This is a genomic window from Brevibacillus humidisoli (genome assembly GCF_020923435.1).
Lineage (GTDB): Bacteria > Bacillota > Bacilli > Brevibacillales > Brevibacillaceae > Brevibacillus_E > Brevibacillus_E humidisoli.
The window spans coordinates 3,699,085-3,714,546 of the sequence record NZ_CP087263.1; the positions used below are offsets into that span (position 1 = coordinate 3,699,085).

13 protein-coding genes and 1 other RNA gene are annotated in these 15,462 nt (G+C 50.8%); 3 read left to right on the top strand and 11 right to left on the bottom strand.

Annotation, left to right across the window (positions count from 1 at the left end):
• Positions 1 to 159: 159 nt before the first annotated feature.
• Positions 160 to 2,007: an N-6 DNA methylase gene (locus LOK74_RS18085; RefSeq protein ID WP_230043401.1), complete on the bottom strand. Its 1,848-nt coding sequence runs from the start codon at positions 2,005 to 2,007 to the stop codon at positions 160 to 162.
• A gap of 397 nt (positions 2,008 to 2,404) precedes the next feature.
• On the opposite strand from LOK74_RS18085, the gene LOK74_RS18090 reads away from it, so the two are divergent.
• Entirely contained in the window at positions 2,405 to 2,692 is a 288-nt protein-coding gene (locus LOK74_RS18090; protein WP_230043402.1) for a transposase, read from the top strand.
• A gap of 11 nt (positions 2,693 to 2,703) precedes the next feature.
• Positions 2,704 to 3,549, top strand: coding sequence for an IS3 family transposase (locus LOK74_RS18095; RefSeq protein WP_230043403.1), 846 nt, complete (start codon positions 2,704 to 2,706; stop codon positions 3,547 to 3,549).
• Here the strand turns inward: LOK74_RS18095 and LOK74_RS18100 are convergent.
• From LOK74_RS18100 to secG, 5 genes are all read right to left on the bottom strand, one after another.
• Positions 3,537 to 3,992, bottom strand: a complete 456-nt coding sequence (locus LOK74_RS18100; protein WP_230043404.1) for a type I restriction enzyme HsdR N-terminal domain-containing protein — start codon at positions 3,990 to 3,992, stop codon at positions 3,537 to 3,539. The two genes, LOK74_RS18095 and LOK74_RS18100, sit on opposite strands and share 13 nt — an antisense overlap.
• Before the next feature lie 331 nt (positions 3,993 to 4,323).
• Positions 4,324 to 4,683: a transfer-messenger RNA gene (gene ssrA, locus LOK74_RS18105) on the bottom strand.
• A gap of 308 nt (positions 4,684 to 4,991) precedes the next feature.
• Positions 4,992 to 5,465, bottom strand: a complete 474-nt coding sequence (gene smpB, locus LOK74_RS18110) for an SsrA-binding protein SmpB (protein WP_230043405.1) — start codon at positions 5,463 to 5,465, stop codon at positions 4,992 to 4,994.
• A gap of 185 nt (positions 5,466 to 5,650) precedes the next feature.
• Positions 5,651 to 8,134 carry a ribonuclease R gene (rnr, locus tag LOK74_RS18115; RefSeq protein ID WP_420908686.1) on the bottom strand — a complete coding sequence of 828 codons (2,484 nt, stop codon included), beginning with the start codon at positions 8,132 to 8,134 and terminating at the stop codon, positions 5,651 to 5,653.
• A 137-nt stretch (positions 8,135 to 8,271) separates the two neighbouring features.
• Positions 8,272 to 8,511, bottom strand: a complete 240-nt coding sequence (gene secG / locus LOK74_RS18120) for a preprotein translocase subunit SecG (protein ID WP_230043407.1) — start codon at positions 8,509 to 8,511, stop codon at positions 8,272 to 8,274.
• A gap of 280 nt (positions 8,512 to 8,791) precedes the next feature.
• Here secG and LOK74_RS18125 point away from each other — a divergent pair, with 280 nt between their 5' ends.
• On the top strand, positions 8,792 to 9,196 hold the full coding sequence (locus LOK74_RS18125; RefSeq protein WP_230043408.1) for a YqzM family protein: 405 nt from the start codon (positions 8,792 to 8,794) through the stop codon (positions 9,194 to 9,196).
• Positions 9,197 to 9,324: 128 nt separating this feature from the next.
• On the opposite strand, the gene eno is transcribed toward LOK74_RS18125, so the two are convergent.
• The 5 genes from eno to gap form a co-directional block, all read right to left on the bottom strand.
• On the bottom strand, positions 9,325 to 10,611 hold the full coding sequence (eno, locus tag LOK74_RS18130) for a phosphopyruvate hydratase (RefSeq protein WP_230043409.1): 1,287 nt from the start codon (positions 10,609 to 10,611) through the stop codon (positions 9,325 to 9,327).
• 26 nt (positions 10,612 to 10,637) lie between these two features.
• The gene (gene gpmI, locus LOK74_RS18135; protein WP_230043410.1) at positions 10,638 to 12,182 is read right to left on the bottom strand and encodes a 2,3-bisphosphoglycerate-independent phosphoglycerate mutase; all 1,545 of its coding nucleotides are present in this window, start codon (positions 12,180 to 12,182) and stop codon (positions 10,638 to 10,640) included.
• A gap of 5 nt (positions 12,183 to 12,187) precedes the next feature.
• Entirely contained in the window at positions 12,188 to 12,952 is a 765-nt protein-coding gene (tpiA, locus tag LOK74_RS18140) for a triose-phosphate isomerase (RefSeq protein ID WP_230043411.1), read from the bottom strand.
• A 123-nt stretch (positions 12,953 to 13,075) separates the two neighbouring features.
• On the bottom strand, positions 13,076 to 14,257 hold the full coding sequence (locus tag LOK74_RS18145) for a phosphoglycerate kinase (protein WP_230043412.1): 1,182 nt from the start codon (positions 14,255 to 14,257) through the stop codon (positions 13,076 to 13,078).
• Positions 14,258 to 14,384: 127 nt separating this feature from the next.
• Entirely contained in the window at positions 14,385 to 15,389 is a 1,005-nt protein-coding gene (gene gap / locus LOK74_RS18150; RefSeq protein WP_230043413.1) for a type I glyceraldehyde-3-phosphate dehydrogenase, read from the bottom strand.
• Positions 15,390 to 15,462 lie beyond the last annotated feature (73 nt).

Here is a 15,462-nt window from a genome sequence, read left to right on the forward strand (position 1 = left end):
AACATGCATCGCATGGCAAGCGAGCCTATCATGCCCGCCACTCCATGTAAAGCCGTTGACGTAACTGTCCACCCGTTAAAAACCCATTTACACAAAAAAATTTACATTCCCGCCCCCAATATAGTAATATTCCTGCAATCTTCTTTATTTACTAAGAAATCAAACTGAACGGATGTTGTGTTTATTAAAATTAGAACCTAAAATATTTAAATTTTCAACAAACACTTTCAAATAATTCTGTGAAACTTCCCAATATGATTTCATCATGTTATAGTTACTATCACTAATTTTCTTTTGGACTTCTTCACTCGGAATTGGTACGTACACATCACTTAAAAGATCATTTGGTTGCACTCTCGCCCTAGATGAAGAAGAACCAGTAGATAGTCGAATAATTTGATTCTTTACATGTTCGGCTTGTAATAACGAGAGTAGTACGAAGCGATTTTCAGGCTTTATATATTTATTACCTTCTTTCAGAGCAATGATATATACCTCTTTCGATACTACTCCAATACCTTCTATAGGCGGAGCAATTGTTACCCTGCTCTTACGAGGATTAATTCTAGTAAATAATATATCATCAGGATGAAATAGGTGAAGTGAATCAGCATTAATTTCACTCCCCTTTACCTTGCGAATATTACTAACCGTACCAGTTTCCGAAGAAATATCAGGAACTTCCAAATAATAATACTCTGTATTTTTATCAATTGAAATCGATATGTTTCTAATTTCACATACCTCTTCCAAGGCAACGAGATTTACAAATTTCTCATGCAACTGTTTGCGGTCAATCATATTTAGAAGGTAGTTTGCATCTACCCTATAATCACTAATTAGAGATTGTTCGATCCAGCCACATTCACCTTGGTTCTCAGAGAGTTTTATGTCATCGAATATTTCTTTAGATTCTTTCAAAAAGAAATCCAGATCATTTTTTTCATTAGGTTTATAAGATTTTTTTCCTGTTTCATATCCGACTTCAACTGCCCTTCCAAGAAAAACATGATTGGGCTTGTTTAATTCAGGATTAGTCTTATCTTTTTTCCTAAGTCCAATAATGCATGTCTTAGAGACTGATCCGCCGAACGGTATAAACGCACCCTCTGGCAGACTTATTGAACATAATAAATAAGAATTCTCTAATAACCATTTTCTAAAATACCTGTAAACTTTATTATTCAGTAACCCTTCAGGTAGTACAATATAAAGGTCTCCACCTGGCTTTAAAACTTTTAAGCTTTTTTCTACAAATAATATATCAAGCTCTTCACTATCTTTTCCTAATCCTAGTTCATAATTGGACAACACATTCTTAAAATCATATCTTATGGTAAACGGAGGATTAGTTAAAATTAAATCGAAGTAGTCGTGTGGTAATTTTTCAGTGGATAAAGTGTCACCTTGATAAATATTATTCCAACCATCACCATGCATAATTAAATTAATTTTAGCAAGGACATGTAGATCATAATCAGCTTCATGACCCCAGATACACTTTTCTACCAATTCGTTGAATTTCTTCTTTGTTTCTGCTTCAGAATAAGGAGCATTTATTATCTTTTGATTTACATAATTAAATGCTTGGATAAGAAATCCGCCAGATCCACATGCAGGATCTAGGAACACATCCCCAGTATTTGGATCGGCAAATCTTACCATAAAATCAACAATTTCTCTTGGCGTAAAATATTGATCGAAATCGCCCCGCAGAGTTGACTTTAAGAAAACCTCATACACTGCTCCTTTTATATCATCCCCAGTACCTAAAAAAGAAAATGGCTCTAGGTTTTTTACAACTTCAACTAGACAGTCATTATCCGTTATTGACAACGATTCGTCTGCATTAGTATATATGTCAGGATATTTGTTTTTTGCATCGTTAAATAAATTCGCAAATACGTTCAGTTCAGTCGTTTTGTTAACAAGAGCATTAGTTTCAAGATATTCTTTAGTAAAACGATTCGTACCTTCACCAACTTTTACTCTTCTTTCTTCATTCATCTTTACTAAAAGAATCTTTGTCATTTCTCTGAATGACTGATCACTTCTAATTAGACCCTTCTTTTCAATAACATCTTTGCTTCGATTAATAACCTTAAATAATTCGTTTGGTTCAAGTAACGTAAGCAGAACACTCTTGATTTCCCTAATTTCAATTTCATTAAAAGTTTTCTTTTTAGTTCGATCAATATCTCGAAGTAACTGCGACTTTGAAGGTATTTCGTCTAGTCTTACTCCAGTAAACGTGTTGCAAATAATACAATCTATCCCATTCGTTGTAATCGAATACAATGCAGGAGGTGTCGAAATAAGTTTTGCATAACTCGTATACTGACCCCATAAGACCCCAGACAAAATGTAAGTTATAATCAAGGAAGGGTCGAAAGGGGTCTTTGTTATGTCGAGAAGAAAATGGACAGCCGAAGAAAAAATGAATATCGTCCTGGAGGGAATGGCTCCTGGGGCAAACATCTCCGAGGTATGCCGCAACCACGGCATTGCCCAAACCCTTTATTATCGTTGGCGTGAAGCGTTCCTCCAAGCGGGGCTTTCTGGCCTTTCCACGGGTCCTTCTGCCCGTGAGCAACAGTTGGAGAAAGAGTTGGAGGAGGCAAAGAAACTGCTGGGTGAACAAGCCATGCAGATCGAGATCCTCCGAAAAAAGACGAACTGGGGTCGGAAGTAGGAAGTCGTCAGTTGGTTCAGGCTCTCCATCGTGAAGGGCATCCGATCCCGCGCATTGCTTCTGCCCTTCAACTGAATCGAACGTATTGCTACGCTCTGCTTAAGCCCTTGCGGACACAAAAGCGCCAACGTCCTGATGAAGCCGAAATCAAAGCCGAGATACGCCAATTGTGCACAGAGCACCCGACCAACGGCTATCGTCGCATCCGGGTGTGGATGAAGAAAAAATACCAGCGTGTCATCAATCATAAGCGTGTCTACCGGATCATGAAAGAACGGAATCTGTTGGTCGCCACCAAGGCATACGCCGCACGGCGTAAAAAAGAGAAAGGTAAGATCCCCGTCGAACGGTCCAACCAACATTTTCAAACAGATATGACCAAGGTGTGGTGCGGGAAAGACGGATGGGGATACCTCTTTGCGGTGATTGATGCCTATGATCGAGAGATTGTTGGCTACAGCTTTTCTCGCTTCTGCCGGACGGATGAACTGCTTCAAGCAGTGAACATGGCCATTGATTATCGGTTTCCAACGGGTGTCAAGGGGCAAGGGTTACGTATTCGCAGTGATAACGGTTGCCAGATGACCAGCAAACGCTATGTACAAGCTCTCAAGGATGCAGGGATCAAACAGGAACGAACGGGCTACAACAATCCCGATGCAGACGCTTACATCGAGAGATGGTTTCGTACGCTCAAAGAAGAAACGGTTTGGGTGCAAGAATACCTGTCTTTTTCCGAGGCGAAACAAGACATTGAGGAATACATCCGATTCTATAATGAGGAGCGTCCACACTCTGCTTTGCGGTACCAATCACCGACCGAGTTTCGGAAGTCGCAGATGGCTCATGCTGCATAACGATGCTTTTTCCGACCTATCCGAGACAGAGGGTGATCTGCGATATGGGTCAAGTGCCTTCCTTGACGCATATCGCAGATCATCCTACGATTCAGGTGGTCGGAAAACGTTCTAACGTAAAACAGCAAAAATTTGTCTGGACTTTTGGGGGGCATTACGCTCGTAGATTGCAAGACGTCTTTTTCAGTAATAGATTTTGTCGGTTTTTTGACATCAATCACAAGTTCCACTTTACCATTTATTAATACTTCGATATCTGAGAATACAGTGGTTTTCTTTGAACCTATTACAACTTGAATAGGATTTTCATATCTAAACTCAGCTTCTTCATAACCTAGCTGTTTAAGATATGGAATGATTACTTTAATTTTCAAGTCTTCTTCTGATTTAACATTCGAGTTAAAATCCACTATGTTCTCTAGTATCCAATCTTTTAGCATCATTTGTCATTACATCTCCTCACTATCATCACCTGTTAATTCTAAGCTATTAAAATTGTGTTTTCAATTTAATATTATCTATGATGTGCCCCCTATACTTTTCAACGTTATTGAACGATACTGTCACATCTCATCTATTTTTTGCGAACCATCAATATTAAACACTCCACATGGGTTGAATATGTAAGCAGAATCAATATATTTCCCCATAACGTTTATAGACAAGTTGTCTACAAAAATAGCCGATAAAATCATCAAGTAATTCTGATGTCTACAATTGGTCTACAATTTCGGGCATAAGAATAGCCCAAACCGCATGAGGTCGGGCTTTTCATGGTGGAGGCGGGGGGATTCGAACCCCCGTCCGAAAACGGCGACCACATAAGCATCTCCGAGCGCAGTCGTTCTATAGCAATTCAGTTAACGACCTGCGGAACGACACGCCAGTCGCCAACCTAGCCTGATTGATCTTCTTCCTTTGGCCCCAGGCGGAGGCCTCCGGCGTAGCCCGCTAGTTAGTGAGCTCTACGCACGCCACACGGGCGATGGAGAGGTAGAGCCTCGCTGGTTATTAGGCAGCGAGTTGAAGTTGTTGTTTGTTGCCAGTTATGGCTTTCCGCGTTGTTGACGGGGTCCGCAGCCCCCCGGCTCGCTTCTTATGCTCAACCATCCCCGTCGAATCCAAAACGCCCCCATGTATAAGAATAAAACCACAGAAATAGTCCGATTGGACAGAAAAATCCATGTCATCTCAGTAAACATGGAAAAACTGGACGGCAAGCTGTCAGGCCATCTGCCGTCCAGAGAAGCGTATCACTAAGGTATGAAAGGTTGTTGAAAAAAAGGTTGTTTAGAGATGGATGATACTTCCCTGTACCTACCTGAAGTCAGGCCAGCGTATAGCTCTGACGAGGTAGTACCTATAATATATCACATGCGTATATACGAAGCAATGTATGGTTGCCTCCATTATTGTCAGCATCCACCCAGATTGTGCAGATCCTACATCCTTTGCCGCTCGCGCAGGGCGCGTTCTACCTCACGCTGTGCGTCCCGCTTCTTGAGCGACTCCCGCTTGTCGTAGTTCTTCTTCCCTTTAGCCAGCGCCAGCTCCACTTTGGCCCAGCCGCCTTTCAGATAGACGCTCAGCGGGACCAGAGCGTAGCCTCTCTCCCGAGTCAATGCGTTCAGCTTGAGGATTTCGTTGCGATGGAGCAACAGCTTGCGCGTGCGCTCCGGTTCGTGATTAAAGCGGTTTCCCTGGTCGTAGGGACTGATATGCACATTGTGCAGCAGCACTTGCCCGTTTTCCACCCGGGCGAAGCTGTCTTTCAACTGTACCCGTCCGGCACGCACCGACTTGATCTCCGTCCCTGTCAGGGCAATGCCTGCTTCGTAGACATCTTCGATATGATAGTCGTGACGCGCCTTCCGGTTCTGCGCTACTGTCTTCGTGCCGGCTTTCCCATTGGACATCAAGCTCACCTCACTTGCTTGCCGGAATCGTATCAGTTAGTGTAGCAAAAAAAGCGGCTGCTCGCAAGGGGTGCGGCCCTCTCGGAGACATCGCAAATAGCAGCAGCGGGGAGCGCCCGTCTGAGCTATAGGCTGATGATGACGACCCCTCTGGCTTGATACTCTCCTGCTCGGCCAGCTTCACCCTATCTCCGCTTCCGCTTCGCAGCCTTAGCCACCCGCTTTTTCCGCTTCTTCTTGGACTCGACCAGGTCCTCCCAGAACGCTTTTTGACCAGCCGCACCTGTCGACTGCTCCTGCCCCAGGTAATCATCGCCAAACTCCACAGCGACGCCCTCCAGCCGCTTGCGAGCCCGTTCTTTCAACCGCTTCCGCTTGGCTGCCGGCGTTTCAGCCGCTGTTTTGGCCGTCTTGGGCGCCTTGTCCGCTTTGCCCTTGCCGCGTGCCGCTTTCCCCCGCTTGCCGGCACGTTCTGCTTTTCCGCCGCGATCCACCTTACCCCCGGCAATCGCGCGCGGCATGCGCTCGCCGCGCCGAGAGGCACTTTTTTTCATCCCGACGATCTCAAAATCGATCGTCCGCTCTTCGATATTCACATTGGCCACGCGCACCTGGACAACATCCCCGATGCGGAACTGCTTCCCGGTACGCTCACCTACGAGCGCATACGCCTTTTCGTGGAAGTGGTAGTAATCGTCGGTCAGGAAGCTGACGTGAACCAAGCCTTCGATCGTATTGGGCAGCTCGACGAAGATCCCAAATGAGGTGACGCTGGAGATGACACCTTCAAACTCCTCGCCGATATGTTCCGCCATGTACTCGGTTTTCTTCAGATCATCCGTTTCCCGCTCAGCATCGACGGCTACCCGCTCCCGCTGTGAGGTATGCTCGGCGATCAGCGGCAGTTTTTCCGCCCAGTAGGCTTCCCGCTGCTCGTTCATCACACCGCGTTCTACCCACTCTCGGATCAGCCGGTGTACGATCAGGTCTGGATAGCGGCGAATAGGGGATGTGAAGTGTGTGTAAAAATCTGTAGCCAAACCAAAGTGACCGAGGCTTTCCGCGTCGTATCGCGCCTGCTTCATCGAACGCAGCAGGACGGTACTGATGATCACTTCCTCCGGTGTATCCTTCGCTTCTTCCAACAGCTGCTGCAATGCGCGTGGATGGATGCTGTTCCCTTTTCCGCGCACCGCGTAGCCAAACGTGGTCACAAATTCGATAAAGGACTGTAATTTTTCCTGGTTGGGATCTTCGTGGACCCGGTAAATAAACGGCTTTTTCATCCAATGAAAGTGTTCGGCAACCGTCTCGTTGGCCGCCAGCATAAATTCCTCGATGATCTGTTCGGCAATTGAGCGAGTGCGAAATCCGATCTCGGTCGGTTCTCCCTGCTCATTGACGTAGATTTTTGCCTCACGGAAATCAAAGTCAATCGCGCCGCGGCTCATCCGTTTCTGCCGCAGCTTGCGGCACAGTTCTTCCATCCGTTCAAACATCGGAACCAGATCGTGATATTTTTCGATCAGCGCTTCATCCCGGTCGACCAGAATACTGCGCACGTCGGCGTACGTCATGCGTTCGTTGGTGCGGATGACGCTGAGGTAGATATCGTGCTTTACGACGTTGGCATTCTGGTCGAACTCCATGTCACAGGTGATGGTGAGGCGATCCACCTGCGGATTGAGGCTGCAGATCCCGTTGGACAGGCGGTGGGGCAGCATCGGGATGACCCGGTCGACCAGATAGACACTGGTGCCGCGCCGATACGCTTCCTGATCCAGGGCTGAGTTTTCCTTTACGTAGTAGCTGACATCCGCGATGTGGACACCGAGCAGATAGTTTCCATTTGGCAGCTGCTCCAGAGAGACGGCATCGTCCAAATCCTTGGCGTCGGCACCGTCGATGGTCACCATCATCCGGTCCCGCAGGTCGCGCCGTCCGCGGATTTCCTCTTCCGAGATCTCATCCGGTACGGCCTCTGCTTCCGCCAGCACCTCCTGGGGAAACGCTTCCGGCAGTCCGTACTTGCGGATGATGGACAATATGTCGACACCGGGATCATTTTTATGCCCCAGGATCTCCGTCACTTCCCCCTCTGGATTGGAACGTCCGTCCGGGTAACGGGTGATTTTGGCTACTACCTTGTGGCCGTCTACCGCTCCATTATACGCCCCTTTCGGGATAAACAGATCTTTCCCCAGCCTGCGGTCGTCCGGGATGACAAAGCCATAATGAGCCTCATCCTGAAAGGTCCCGACTACTTCCGTGATCCCCCGCTCCACGACACGGATGATCCGTCCCTCTTTCCTGGCGCCACCCGTCTGCTTTTCCACGCGGGCCAGCACGATGTCGCCATGCATCGCCCCGTTCATGTCGTTGGCGTGAATGTAGAGATCGCCTTCACCCGGTGTTTCGGGGATGACAAAGCCGAATCCCTTGGTGTGGCTCTGTAGTCTGCCCTTGAACAGATTCATCTTTTCCGGAACACCGTAGCGGTTGGTCCGTGTTCGCACGATCTCGCCCTGATCTTCCAGCTGGTTTAAGGTTTTTACCAATTCTTTGAAATCGTCTGCATTTGTGATTTGAAATGCTTCCTCTAACTCATCAATCGTCATCGGGTGATACGCCTGCTCCCGCATAAACGAAAGAATTTCTTGTTCGTTCATCATCATAACTCCTTTGAACAATTCCGCGCTGTGCGCTGTCACTTCTCTATAGTATTTGCTACAACCCTGCGCGGCAAACCCGAAACAGGAAAAAGGGCAGCGTGGCGTTCAGCCTGCTGCCCTCTGTCATACCAATATCAAGCGGTTTTCAGAAAATAGCCCAGCAAGATGGTCAATACCATAAACGCCACCGCAAATGCGATGGTTAACTTGCTCAATACGGCATCGATTCCTCTAGCTTTTTGCTTGCCCAGCAACTGTTCCGCGCCACCGCCGATCGAACCGGCCAGCCCGGCGCTTTTACCCGATTGAAGTAAGACAACGGCAATCAAGCCGATAGATACGATTACCAACAAAATCTTGACCGTCAACACCATCTTAACGTCACCCCAAAGCACTGATTTCCTTTTACGCTTCGCTGTACTGTGATCAAAATCATGACGCGACACATAAAAAACATTATTTTTACTGTATCATAGATATATCGCGACAGCAACCCTTGTCTGCGTGCAAAGGGGATTGTGCGAGGTGTCGCCGTCACGGTTTTGACAAAATGTGTACTTTCTTTGTCTGTTTCGGGCTTGCCTTGCATGTGCCGCGATTTTACCGTAAAATTGCACTGTAGTGGTTTACATTCTTCTAGGAGGTCTTTATCTGATGGCTGGTTCTAAAAAAGATAAGCAACAAAACAATAGGCCACAAAACGACGTCATCGATTCCGCGAAGGCGTTTTTCACTTCCTTCGGTGTTTTATTTCTCGTGTTTCTGATCGCGCTCGTTGCCTCACTGGTCATCCCGAAGGAACAGGAAATGGCAGAAGATACACCTGCTGCCGAGATCAACGCAGAAACCGTCTACCAGGAAGCGGGCTGTATGGGCTGTCACGGCCAAAACCTGGAAGGGACTAGCGCTCCTCCGCTGACCGCAGTTGGCAGCAAATACGACGAACAGCAGATTGCCGAGATTATCAAAAACGGGAAGCCACCGGCAATGCCAGGCGGACTGGTTAGCAAACCGGCCGAGGTGGAAGCACTGGCCAAGTGGCTCGCTGAAAAGAAATAAACCGTTCTACATAAAGGCCTTGTGAAAAGGCCTTTTTACATACGCGGAGATGCAGAAGAGGTACTTCCAGTTGCCGGAGGTACCTCTTTTGCTTACTGCTTCACGTTTCCTTACTGCTTCACGTTTCCTTACTTCTTCATGTTGTAGAAGGCTGTAAGCCCGTCGTAGCGAGCGGTGTCACCCAACTCGTCTTCAATCCGCAGCAGCTGGTTGTACTTGGCTACACGATCCGTGCGGGACGGAGCGCCTGTCTTGATCTGTCCGGCATTGGTAGCGACGGCGATATCGGCAATCGTCGAATCCTCTGTCTCGCCGGAGCGATGGGAGATGACAGCGGTATAGCCGGCGCGCTTGGCCATCTCGATCGCTTCAAAGGTCTCCGTCAGCGTGCCGATCTGGTTTACTTTTACCAGGATAGAATTGCCGGTATTGGTGGCAATCCCCTGTGCCAGCCGCTCCGTGTTGGTGACAAACAGATCGTCACCGACGAGCTGTACCCGGCTGCCGATGCGCTCTGTGAGAGCTCTCCAGCCATCCCAATCGTCCTCTGCCAGTCCGTCTTCGATCGAAATGATTGGGTACTTATTGATCAGTTCCTCATAGTAAGCGATCATCTCTTCCGTAGATTTGACCACTCCTTCACCCTCGAAATGGTACTTGCCGTCTTTGTACATCTCCGTCGAGGCGACGTCCAGCGCGAGGTAGACATCTTGCCCGGGTTCGTAGCCAGCCGCCTGGATCGCCTCCAGAATCGTGGTGATCGCCTCTTCGTTCGACTTCAAGTTGGGTGCAAATCCACCTTCGTCACCGACGGCCGTGTTGAGGCCCTTCTGGGTCAGTACCTTTTTCAGGGAGTGGAAAATCTCCGCTCCGGTGCGCAGCGCTTCCGCGAAAGAAGCCGCTCCAACCGGCATCACCATGAACTCCTGGATGTCCACCGTATTGTCGGCGTGTTTGCCGCCATTGAGGATGTTCATCATCGGTACCGGCAGCGTTTTTGCGTTGAATCCGCCAAGATAGTTGTACAGCGGGAGTCCTGCCGATTGGGCTGCCGCACGGGCCACTGCCATCGACACGCCCAGGATGGCGTTGGCACCCAGCTTCCCTTTGTTGGCGGTCCCATCCAGTTCGAGCATCGTCATGTCGACGCCTACCTGATCGGCCGCATCCATCCCGATCAGCTCAGGGGCAATGATGTCGTTTACGTTTTGCACCGCCTGCTGTACTCCTTTGCCCAGATAACGCCCCTTGTCCCCGTCGCGCAGTTCCACCGCTTCATAAGCGCCGGTGGAGGCGCCGGAGGGAACGGCTGCCCTGCCCATCGAGCCATCTTCCAGGTAAACCTCTACCTCTACTGTGGGATTGCCGCGAGAGTCAAGAATCTCACGTGCGTACACATCTGTAATCATCGCCATTTGTTTCCAACTCCTTTGTCGTCGTTTTACGCTTTTGTAAGCAGTGTGGCACCCGTCATTTCAGCAGGTTGTGCAACCCCCAGCAGATCGAGCACGGTCGGCGAGAGATCGGCAAGGATGCCGTCTTCGCGGAGCACAGTTCCTGCTTTTGTCACGATCACCGGAACCGGGTAGGTGCTGTGAGAGGTGATCGGACGGCCCGCCTCGTCCAGCATCAGATCCGCATTGCCGTGATCGGCGGTGATCACCGCCACCCCGCCTTTTTCCAGGATGGCATCCACTACCCGGCCCAGGCAGGCGTCGACCACCTCTACGGCCTGGATCGTCGGTTCCATCTTGCCGGAGTGGCCCACCATGTCGCAGTTGGCGAAGTTGAGGATGATCACATCGGTTGCCTCTGCCTCAATCTCCGCTACCACCGCATCGGTCACTTCGGGAGCGCTCATCTCCGGCTTGAGATCGTAGGTAGCCACTTTGGGAGACGGGATCAGTATTCGCTTCTCACCCGGGAATTCCTGCTCCCTGCCGCCGCTGAAGAAAAAGGTGACGTGTGGGTACTTCTCCGTCTCGGCAATTCGCAGTTGGCGCAGTCCCTGCTGGGCGAGCACTTCCCCGAGCGTGTTGTCTAGATTGGTCGGCTTGTAGGCTACGTAGCCGTCTACCGACTCGGAAAAATGGGTCAGGCAGACGAAGAAGAGATCCTGTGGACGTCCCTCTCCCCGATCAAATCCGCGGAAGTCAGCGTTGGTAAAGGCCTGTGAGATCTGGATCGCGCGGTCAGGGCGAAAGTTAAAGAAAATCACGGCGTCACCGCTCTCTACTTTGCCGATCGGCTCTCCCGCTTTGTCCACGATCACGGTAGGCATCACGAATTCGTCCATCACCGACTTTTCGTATGACTCTTTTACCGCTTTGATCGGATCGGTGTACTGCGGCGCATCACCATAGACCATCGCCCGGTAGGCTTTTTCGATCCTCTCCCAGCGCTTGTCGCGGTCCATCGCGTAGTACCGTCCCTGAACGGTGGCGATGTGCCCCGTCCCCAGTTGTTCGATCTTTTGCTGCAGTTGTTCGATGTACTGTACCGCACTGTCCGGGGCAACATCGCGACCGTCCAGAAAACCGTGGATGTACACCTGATCGAAGTTTTCCCGCTTGGCCAATTCCAACAGGGCAAACAGGTGGTCGATGTGGCTGTGTACGCCGCCATCGGAAAGCAGGCCGAACAGATGAAGTTTTTTTCCGTTCTGTTTGGCGTGCTGAATCGCCGCCAGCAGTGTTTCGTTGTCAAAGAAGCTGCCTTCTTCGATCGCCTTGCTGACGCGCGTCAGATCCTGATAGACGACCCGGCCTGCACCAATGTTCAGATGGCCTACCTCGGAGTTGCCCATCTGCCCTTCCGGCAGGCCGACTGCCAGTCCGCTCGCCTGCAGCGTAGCATGCGGGTACGTGCTCCAGTAGCGATCGAAGTTTGGCTTCTTTGCTTGCGCCACCGCATTGCCGTAGGTCTCATCACGCAGCGCAAATCCGTCCAGGATGATCAGCGCGACAGGTTTTGGCCGATTTGCCATAGTTGTCACCTCCGCGCATCCTGTACACCCTGCACCAACTGCAGGTAGCTGTCCGCCTTCAGACTGGCACCGCCGACGAGCGCACCGTCAATATCCGGGTAGCGCATGAAGCTGTCGATGTTGTCCGGCTTGACACTGCCGCCGTACTGGATGCGGATCGCCTGCGCCGCTTCTTCGCCCACTTTTGCCGCCATCACACCGCGAATCTGGCTGATCGTCTCGTTAGCCTCTTCCGCTGTGGAAGACTTGCCGGTACCGATCGCCCATACTGGTTCGTAGGCAACGACGATCTGCTTGGCCTGTTCCGGTGAGATTCCCGCCAGCGCTGCTTCCGTCTGCCTGCGAACCACCTCTCCTGTCCGGCCTGCTTCCCGCTCTTCCAGCGACTCACCGACGCAGACGATTGGTTTTAATCCGTGCTGCAGCGCAGCTTTGGTCTTTTGATTGACCGACTCGTCCGTCTCATTAAAATACTGACGACGTTCCGAGTGACCGATAATCACGTAGTGGACCCCCAGCTCTTTGAGCATCAGCGGACTGATCTCTCCGGTAAAGGCTCCTTCTTCTGCAAAGTGCATGTTTTGTGCACCGAGCAGATAGGACGTACCACGCAGCTGTTCCGATAGAGCAGGGAGAGCTGTATAGGGAGCACAGATTACCTTTTCCACTCCTGTAGCCGGATCATCTGCCGGCAGTTGCTTGACAAAATCGACAGCTTCTCGCACCGTCTTGAACATCTTCCAGTTCCCAGCCAGTATGGGTGTTCTCATCGTATCCTACCTCCTGCACCTGTCCTTCTCCTCCCACGATGCGGGCCGCCGTGAGACGGTCAGGGCCGCTTTCGATCGCCCTTTCCGTCTCACGACTCCAACCCAAATAGCTAGAGGTCTTGTTTACTTCTCCTGCAAGGCGGTAATGCCAGGCAGTTCTTTTCCTTCCATGAACTCCAACGATGCCCCGCCGCCTGTTGAGATGTGGCTCATCTGCTCGGCCACATCGGCCTTCTCAACCGCTGCGACCGAGTCTCCGCCGCCGATAATCGTCGTGCCGGGACAATCAGCCATCGCTCGGGCCACACCAACGGTTCCCTCCGCAAAGGGCTCTAGTTCAAACACGCCCATCGGGCCATTCCAGACCACGGTGCGAGAAGCAGTGATCGCTTCGCGAAAGGCTGTGACAGTCTGCGGTCCGATATCTAAGGCCATCCAGCCGTCCGGGATCTGATCCACCGGTACCGTCTGCTTCTCAGCATCTGCCGCAAAACGGTCAGCTACCACCACATCTGTCGGCATCAGCAGGCGTACGTTGCGCTGCCGGGCCTGCTCCATCAGCGAACGGGCCAGATCCAGTTTATCCTCTTCATGCAGCGAAGAACCTACGGAATGGCCCTGTGCCTTGAGAAAGGTATTAGCCATGCCGCCGCCAATCAACAGCGTGTCCACCTTGTTGAGCAGATTTTCAATCACTGCAATCTTGTCCTTCACTTTGGCCCCGCCAATGATCGCCGTAAACGGCCGGTCCGGGTTGGAAAGCGCGCCGCCGAGAAACTGAAGCTCTTTTTCCATCAGAAATCCGGCGACGGCAGGTATGTAGTCGGCTATGCCGGCTGTAGAAGCATGCGCACGGTGGGCGGTGCCAAATGCATCGTTGACAAACAGATCAGCCAGCTTGGCAAACGCCTGTGCCAGTTCAGGATCGTTCTTTTCCTCCCCTGGATGAAAGCGTACGTTCTCCAGCAGGATCACATCTCCCGGCTGCATCGCTGATACGGCCGCTTCCACCTCTGATCCGATGCAGTCATCCAGTTTTTTCACCGGAGCATTTAGCAACTGCGCCAGATGTTCGCCAACGGGGGTGAGACGCAGTTCCTCCACCACACTCCCCTTGGGGCGGCCGAAGTGACTGGCCAGAATCACCTTTGCGCCCTGCTCCCGCATGTAGCGGATGGTCGGGAGGGCGGCGCGAATCCGGGTATCATCGGTAATCCGCCCTTCCTGCATCGGCACGTTGAAATCGACCCGGCAAAATACGGTCCGGGAAGCGAGCTCTACATCACGAATCGACTTTTTGTTCACAAAACACGACCTCCTCGTACACGAGTCGTCCGCACGTCGGACGATCAACCTGTCACCCCTAAGGGAAAAGGGAGAGGCGGCTCTCCCTTCAAACAATCAACTGCATGCAACGCTTTTATTGTACGGTTTACAGTCCGCGTTCTGCAACATATTGGCACAAGTCGACGACCCGGTTTGAGTAGCCCCACTCGTTATCGTACCAGGAAACCACTTTGACCATGTTGCCCTCCAGCACCATTGTGGAGAGAGCGTCAATCGTCGAAGAAGCCGGGTTTCCGTTGTAGTCAGAGGAGACCAGCGGTTCTTCGGAATAAGCGAGGATCCCTTTGAGCGATCCTTCCGCCGCTTCTCTCAATGCCTGGTTGACCTCTTCTGCGGTGACGTCTGTTTTCAGCTCAGCCACCAGGTCAACGACGGATACGTTTGGCGTCGGTACGCGCATCGCAAAGCCATTCAGTTTGCCTTTCAACTCTGGCAGGACGAGTGAAACCGCCTTGGCTGCACCCGTAGAGGTCGGGATGATGTTCTCTGCGGCAGCACGTGCCCGACGCAAGTCTTTGTGCGGCAGGTCGAGGATCTGCTGATCGTTGGTGTAGGAGTGTACAGTAGTCATCAGCCCGCGTACGATGCCGAACTTCTCATGCAGCACTTTGGCAAACGGTGCCAGACAGTTGGTTGTACAGGATGCATTGGAGATAACGGTATGGGCAGCAGGGTCGTATTTTTCTTCGTTTACACCCAAGACCACGGTAATGTCCTCGTTTTTGGCAGGGGCGGAGATGATCACTTTCTTGGCGCCGCCTTCCAGGTGTTTGGCTGCATCTTCCCGGTTGGTGAAGCGGCCGGTCGACTCGACGACGATCTCTACCCCGTACTCTTTCCAAGGCAGGTTGGCCGGGTCGCGCTCAGCCAAGACGACAATCTCCTTATCGCCCACGGTAATGCTCTTCTCTCCGGCCACCACCGGCAGATCAAGCACGCCATGCACGCTGTCGTACTTCAGCAGGTGCGCCAAGGTTTTTGCGTCTGTCAGATCGTTCACCGCTACAACCTCAACGTTGGGGTTGCTCAGTGCCGCGCGAAACACGTTGCGTCCGATGCGTCCAAATCCATTGATTCCTATTTTTACCATATACTTTCTACCTCCTGAGTGTTTTATGCTTACCGCTCAAGAAAGCGGAAACTGACCTTTTGCTAACTATCCT